Origin of the sequence: Alteromonas sp. ALT199 (genome assembly GCF_018619335.1) — a bacterium.
GTDB lineage: Bacteria > Pseudomonadota > Gammaproteobacteria > Enterobacterales > Alteromonadaceae > Alteromonas.
Map to the genome: position 1 here is coordinate 1 of NZ_JAHHDX010000063.1, position 4,760 is coordinate 4,760.

Annotated in this window: 7 protein-coding genes; 5 read left to right on the top strand and 2 right to left on the bottom strand. The window is 39.8% G+C overall.

Features of this window, described 5'->3' with window-relative positions:
• Nucleotides 1-76 precede the first annotated feature (76 nt).
• Both KL866_RS06735 and KL866_RS06740 read right to left on the bottom strand, forming a co-directional pair.
• Nucleotides 77-322, bottom strand: coding sequence for a type II toxin-antitoxin system CcdA family antitoxin (locus KL866_RS06735; protein WP_214994185.1), 246 nt, complete (start codon nt 320-322; stop codon nt 77-79).
• A 141-nt stretch (nt 323-463) separates the two neighbouring features.
• Entirely contained in the window at nt 464-1,441 is a 978-nt protein-coding gene (locus KL866_RS06740; protein WP_214994187.1) for a transposase, read from the bottom strand.
• Between the two features lie 337 nt (nt 1,442-1,778).
• Here KL866_RS06740 and KL866_RS06745 point away from each other — a divergent pair, with 337 nt between their 5' ends.
• The 5 genes from KL866_RS06745 (at nt 1,779) to KL866_RS06765 (ending at nt 4,709) form a co-directional block, all read left to right on the top strand.
• Nucleotides 1,779-2,219, top strand: a complete 441-nt coding sequence (locus KL866_RS06745; RefSeq protein WP_214994188.1) for a hypothetical protein — start codon at nt 1,779-1,781, stop codon at nt 2,217-2,219.
• A gap of 41 nt (nt 2,220-2,260) precedes the next feature.
• The gene (locus tag KL866_RS06750) at nt 2,261-2,677 is read left to right on the top strand and encodes an MAPEG family protein (protein ID WP_214994190.1); all 417 of its coding nucleotides are present in this window, start codon (nt 2,261-2,263) and stop codon (nt 2,675-2,677) included.
• Between the two features lie 107 nt (nt 2,678-2,784).
• Nucleotides 2,785-3,240 (top strand): MBOAT family O-acyltransferase, encoded by a 456-nt coding sequence (locus KL866_RS06755; protein WP_214994192.1) that lies wholly within the window; start codon nt 2,785-2,787, stop codon nt 3,238-3,240.
• Nucleotides 3,231-3,647 carry a hypothetical protein gene (locus tag KL866_RS06760; RefSeq protein WP_214994194.1) on the top strand — a complete coding sequence of 139 codons (417 nt, stop codon included), beginning with the start codon at nt 3,231-3,233 and terminating at the stop codon, nt 3,645-3,647. Before KL866_RS06755 ends, KL866_RS06760 begins: the two co-directional genes overlap by 10 nt.
• A 342-nt stretch (nt 3,648-3,989) precedes the next feature.
• Nucleotides 3,990-4,709 carry an NYN domain-containing protein gene (locus KL866_RS06765; protein ID WP_025255155.1) on the top strand — a complete coding sequence of 240 codons (720 nt, stop codon included), beginning with the start codon at nt 3,990-3,992 and terminating at the stop codon, nt 4,707-4,709.
• The last annotated feature ends 51 nt before the right edge of the window (nt 4,710-4,760 follow it).

Genomic DNA, 4,760 nt, shown 5'->3' on the forward strand with positions numbered 1-4,760 from the left:
TTCTGAACATCTACAAGAAAGGGGTAAGCTTTATTAGTTTTTGAGCTTGGGTTTCTGTAAACATCAAACTGTGCCATTAGAAGTTCCTGTACTCATCACCTATACAGCCGTTCTCAGCAATAAACTCGTTGTACGCATCAATGGCAGCTTTGTTTTCTTTTTTCCACCTTTCTTCTTCAACACTTTTCAACTTGTCTTTAAGTGCCTGTTCTAAGGTTGCAGACAGGTTAACTTTTAAGTCTCTAGCTTTTTGTAATAAATCACTGTTTAAGCTCAAATTAGTCGCTTTTTTTGGGGCATGGATGTCATATAAATCTTGCATGCTATCACTCCAAATTGTTCTACATATTAAGTATACGCATAGGGATGCGCATTGCAAAAAATAGGTTCTTAACAAACATGGAATTATTATGTAGAGATGTATACATATAGTGCCTGTCTTACTATCTATTAAACTGCAAAGTTAACCGAGTAATCGCATTGCACTTTGTCGGCCCTGAACCCGTTGCTGATGTTGATTCTGCGCGTATTGCTCTAGGTGAATTACTTTGCCTGCGGCGTGCTTAAAGCAGGTTTCAAACTGCGTGGTTAATGTTATCCAATGTTCTTGTTCAATATTGAGACGCTCTAAAATAGAGGGTAGGTTATGCTCAACCTTGCCACGCTTGTTTGAGTGAATATATCTGCTGGTTATATCTACAAGCTGTAAGTAGTCTGGAAGAGTAAAAGGTAAACCGTGTGGCATCTCTAGTCTTGGGTTACCTGCAAAAGGCATAAGTCGTTTAGGTGTTTTGCCGACCCTAGCTGCGTTAATTCGGTATTTAATGCTGGTATGCTCTGATGTTTCAGGTGTTTTAGCCATCTTTGCTCGTACTGGGTTTAAATCAACATAAGCCATACAGGCGGCAAGGGCTGACTCATCCAAAAGCGCTTGAGATTTAAACCGCCCTTCCCAAAAATGGCCCGTGCAGTCGTCTTCTTTATTAGCTGCCCTAGCAATGTATTCATTCAGTGCACGCATAAACCAGCTGATATCAAATAGCCTTTTACGCCATACTTCAGCCGTTAACTCTACCGCTTTAATTTGGATTTCATGTAAATCTTTACGTGAATCTTCTGACATATAGCGCTGCGAGAGTAATGTTCCTTTGTAAAGCCTATGCCAACGTTGAATCACGTCTTCGGTACTTAGTGCGTCTGCTTTCTCTTTGTTTACGTGTAATATCAAGTGCGTATGGTTGCTCATTACCGCATAAGCACATACATCAATGGCGAACACCTCACTTAAAACATGAGTACGGTCTTCTACCCATTGGCGGCGATGTTCAAAGCTTCTACCGTTTTCCTCGCCACATAAGAAAGCACGACGAACACAGCGGGAAGTACAGTGATAATAGGACGTATCCGATAAACTAATTTGTGACTTTCGGGCCTTAGGCATAGTAGTTGACCGACTCTGATTAACTCGTTTACTAGTTTGAATAGGTATTTAGATTGATGAAAGTGTACGAGGGGACAGTTTGGCTGTTTTTGATTTATGCCTGTCATGTTAAGTTTTTGCAAAAGCTGGCATTTATCGTCTTGGGTGCGTGAGATACTCCAAAAGCACCTGCACAGCTTTAATATATGAGTGAAAGTCGACATTGCGGTTTTATCTGTATTTTTCTGCTGTTTGTGAGTTAAGGTACTTGTAAATACAAGGACCAAGTATCTACAGTGTTGTGGAACGGGATGCTGGTTTGGGGATGAGTAAACTGTTAGCTTTAATGGAGTATTAAATGAAATACGTATTGATATTGTTTATTAGCTTGTTTTCAGGGGATTTGTTGGCGACAGAGTATAAAAACGAAATTAGTGAGTTCTTTGCATTATACAAGGAAGGGCAAATAGACAAAGCAGTTGACTCAATATATAGAACAAATAGTTATGTTTCTTCTATTCCAGATCAAATAAAAAGTGTTAAGAATCAACTTTCTTCGCTAGCTGGTCTAGTTGGAGAGCTCCACCACATTTCTCATGTTCATACTTATGACGTGGGTGGAACATTTGTGCATGTTACATATTTATTGACGTACGATAGGCAACCAATTCGGTTTGAATTTCAATTCTTTAAAGTCAAAAGTGGCTGGCGAGTTTATGCTTTTTCTTTCGACGATAATATGGACGATGAAATAGAAGCGTTAGCTCGAAAAGCAGCTATAGAATCAAGAAATAACTAAAGAAGACAGGCATGTTTTTATAAAAAAATAAGGAATTACGAATGATTTCTAGTCATATCTTTTGGCCTGTGTTGGCTCAAGTTTTTCTTACTCTAGTGCTCTTTATCATTCTCGGAGCGAGAAAGGCTAAGGTAGTGAAGGCTAACCAGGTTAATCGTCAGCAAGCGGCGTTAGATAATCGGGTATGGCCTGATGAGGTAATCAAGGTTTCCAACAACATTGCTAACCAATTTGAAGTTCCAATCCTTTTCTACGTTCTATGCTTTGTTCTCTACAGTATTAATGCCGCTGGTAATGTGGCAATCGTTCTGGCTTATATGTTTGTTGTTAGTCGATACGCGCATGCCTGGGTCCACGTGGGGTCCAACTACGTGCCAATGCGGTTGCGGCTTTTCATGGTTGGTTGTGTGGTGTTACTTGCCATGCTTGGAATTGCAGTTTGGAAATTGGCTGCGTGAGAGGTGGCTGCATTATAAAGCAAACAAAATTGTTACGGCCTTCGGCCTCCACGGGGCGCCCTTGTTAGTGCGTCGCTGTTTGCTGGCGTTAAGCATACGGAATTATCATGCACAGTACATTGTCACTTTCACAATACGTTAAAAAGCGAAATGGTCTTCCTTTGGGTGCAAGTCACTCTATGAGGAATATGCTTTCACGTTCTTTCGGTGCAAAATCTTTCCCCATTTTTTGGCACTATTGGAACCCGGTTTGGAGCTATTATTTATCCCGCAATGTCATGCGACCGCTAGCCACTTATCTCCCTATTTCCCTTTCTATTCTTATCACATTTTTAGTTAGTGGTGCGCTTCATGATTTGGCGGTCTCGGTTGTAAAATGGAAAACCATTGTATTTTTTACGCCGTGGTTTGGATTAATGGGCTTAATAGTTATAGCGTCACAAAAAGCAGGAGTATCGTATGGGCATCTTGCTTGGTTTGTTCGGGCATCAATCAATGCGTCTTTCATTTTTGTTTCGCTAGGGGTCACTTACTTTGTGGAGGGTATACTGTTGTGGATATAGATATTTCTTGGGGTGGCTATTATGCAAGTATCAGTGATGATAATGGTGAGATAACGTTGTTTCGGCTATTAGATTTCAATAGGGATGATTACCATATTGCAATTTATCAGGAGAAATTTCAGTCTATCCCGTCGCTGAATGAAGTTGAAGATTTGACACCATTTATTCGCCACGTTCCGTTAGATAGTAGATCATTACTGAACAACAAAAAAACTCTCTTAATTGGAAACCGTCATTTATCGAAATCAGATCTGGCTGGATATTTGGTTTACCTAGAAAGCTTTGAAGTTCCTAGTGAAGATTTAGAGCTGTTAATCCAATCGATTCTGGAGTACAGCCAGGAGCCTCCTCTTCAGTTGAGGCTAACTTTGGTTGAGGAAGAACTTCAAATTAGTAGAATTGAATAGCAGTGACTAAACAAGACAGACGATAAATAAGACGGTCATCTTTTCATATAAAGACTGTTTCTAGTCTTATTCTTTGTCAGCGGTACAACTAACCTTGTTGCTAACTGGTCAATTACGAATTGTGCCTGTCATAATTACTCTATAACTCTAGACGCAAGTGTGGTGAAGCGAATAATATGCATTCACTGGCTTATGAAAAGACCGAAAAATTCAAACAGAAAATCTATCCAGATAAATCTGGTCAATTTAAAGGGGCTAATTGGCATGATATTAAGGTTTAAATTTCCTTTTATCTAACACCGATAAGTAATGGGTAATTCGCGCATAACCATGGAATAGAAAATGTCAGAAAACGGAAATGACAAGTTGGCGGTATTAATTGACGCGGATAATGCTCAAGCTGCAATTTGCTCAGAACTTTTAGCTGAGGTATCGAAATTTGGCGTTGCTAATGTAAAACGTGCATACGGCGATTGGACAACCGTAAGTTTAAAAGGTTGGAAATCGTATTTGCACAAACATGCTATACAGCCGATTCAGCAATTTAGTTACACACAAGGAAAGAACTCTACTGATTCATCGTTAATTATTGATGCAATGGATCTTCTCCATGAGGGCAAATTAGACGGTTTCTGTCTCATATCTTCTGATAGCGACTTTACCCGGCTTGCAAGCAGAATTAGAGAGAGCGGCCTTTTGGTTTATGGGTTTGGGGAAAGGAAAACGCCTGAAGCCTTTGTAGCTGCCTGTGACAAATTTGTTTATACAGAGGTTCTTAAATCATCTACAAAACAAACTGTAAAAGATGAATCGAAAAACGTAGATTTAAAAACCATCGTGGTTGACGCTGTGAATGCAGTTTCAAGAGATAATGATTGGGCGCCACTTTCGGGAGTAGGGGGTTATATAATTAAAAACACTCCATCTTTTGACCCAAGGAATTATGGTTACGATAAACTCGGTCAACTGGTTAAATCGTTGGCTTACCTCGAATTTGAGGAGCGAAGGTTTAGCGACGGTTCATCAAATGTACACATTTATGTTAGAGAAAAAGTCGCGTAACGAGTTACAAGTAGAGACTAAACAACGAGACTAAACAAGACAGGCATCTTT

Coding starts and splice junctions, on each gene's coding strand:
- KL866_RS06755 (WP_214994192.1), top strand. CDS start 2,785: ATGCACAGTACATTGTCACTTTCACAATACGTTAAAAAGCGAAATGGT.
- KL866_RS06765 (WP_025255155.1), top strand. CDS start 3,990: ATGTCAGAAAACGGAAATGACAAGTTGGCGGTATTAATTGACGCGGAT.
- KL866_RS06735 (WP_214994185.1), bottom strand. CDS start 322: ATGCAAGATTTATATGACATCCATGCCCCAAAAAAAGCGACTAATTTG.
- KL866_RS06750 (WP_214994190.1), top strand. CDS start 2,261: ATGATTTCTAGTCATATCTTTTGGCCTGTGTTGGCTCAAGTTTTTCTT.
- KL866_RS06745 (WP_214994188.1), top strand. CDS start 1,779: ATGAAATACGTATTGATATTGTTTATTAGCTTGTTTTCAGGGGATTTG.
- KL866_RS06740 (WP_214994187.1), bottom strand. CDS start 1,441: ATGCCTAAGGCCCGAAAGTCACAAATTAGTTTATCGGATACGTCCTAT.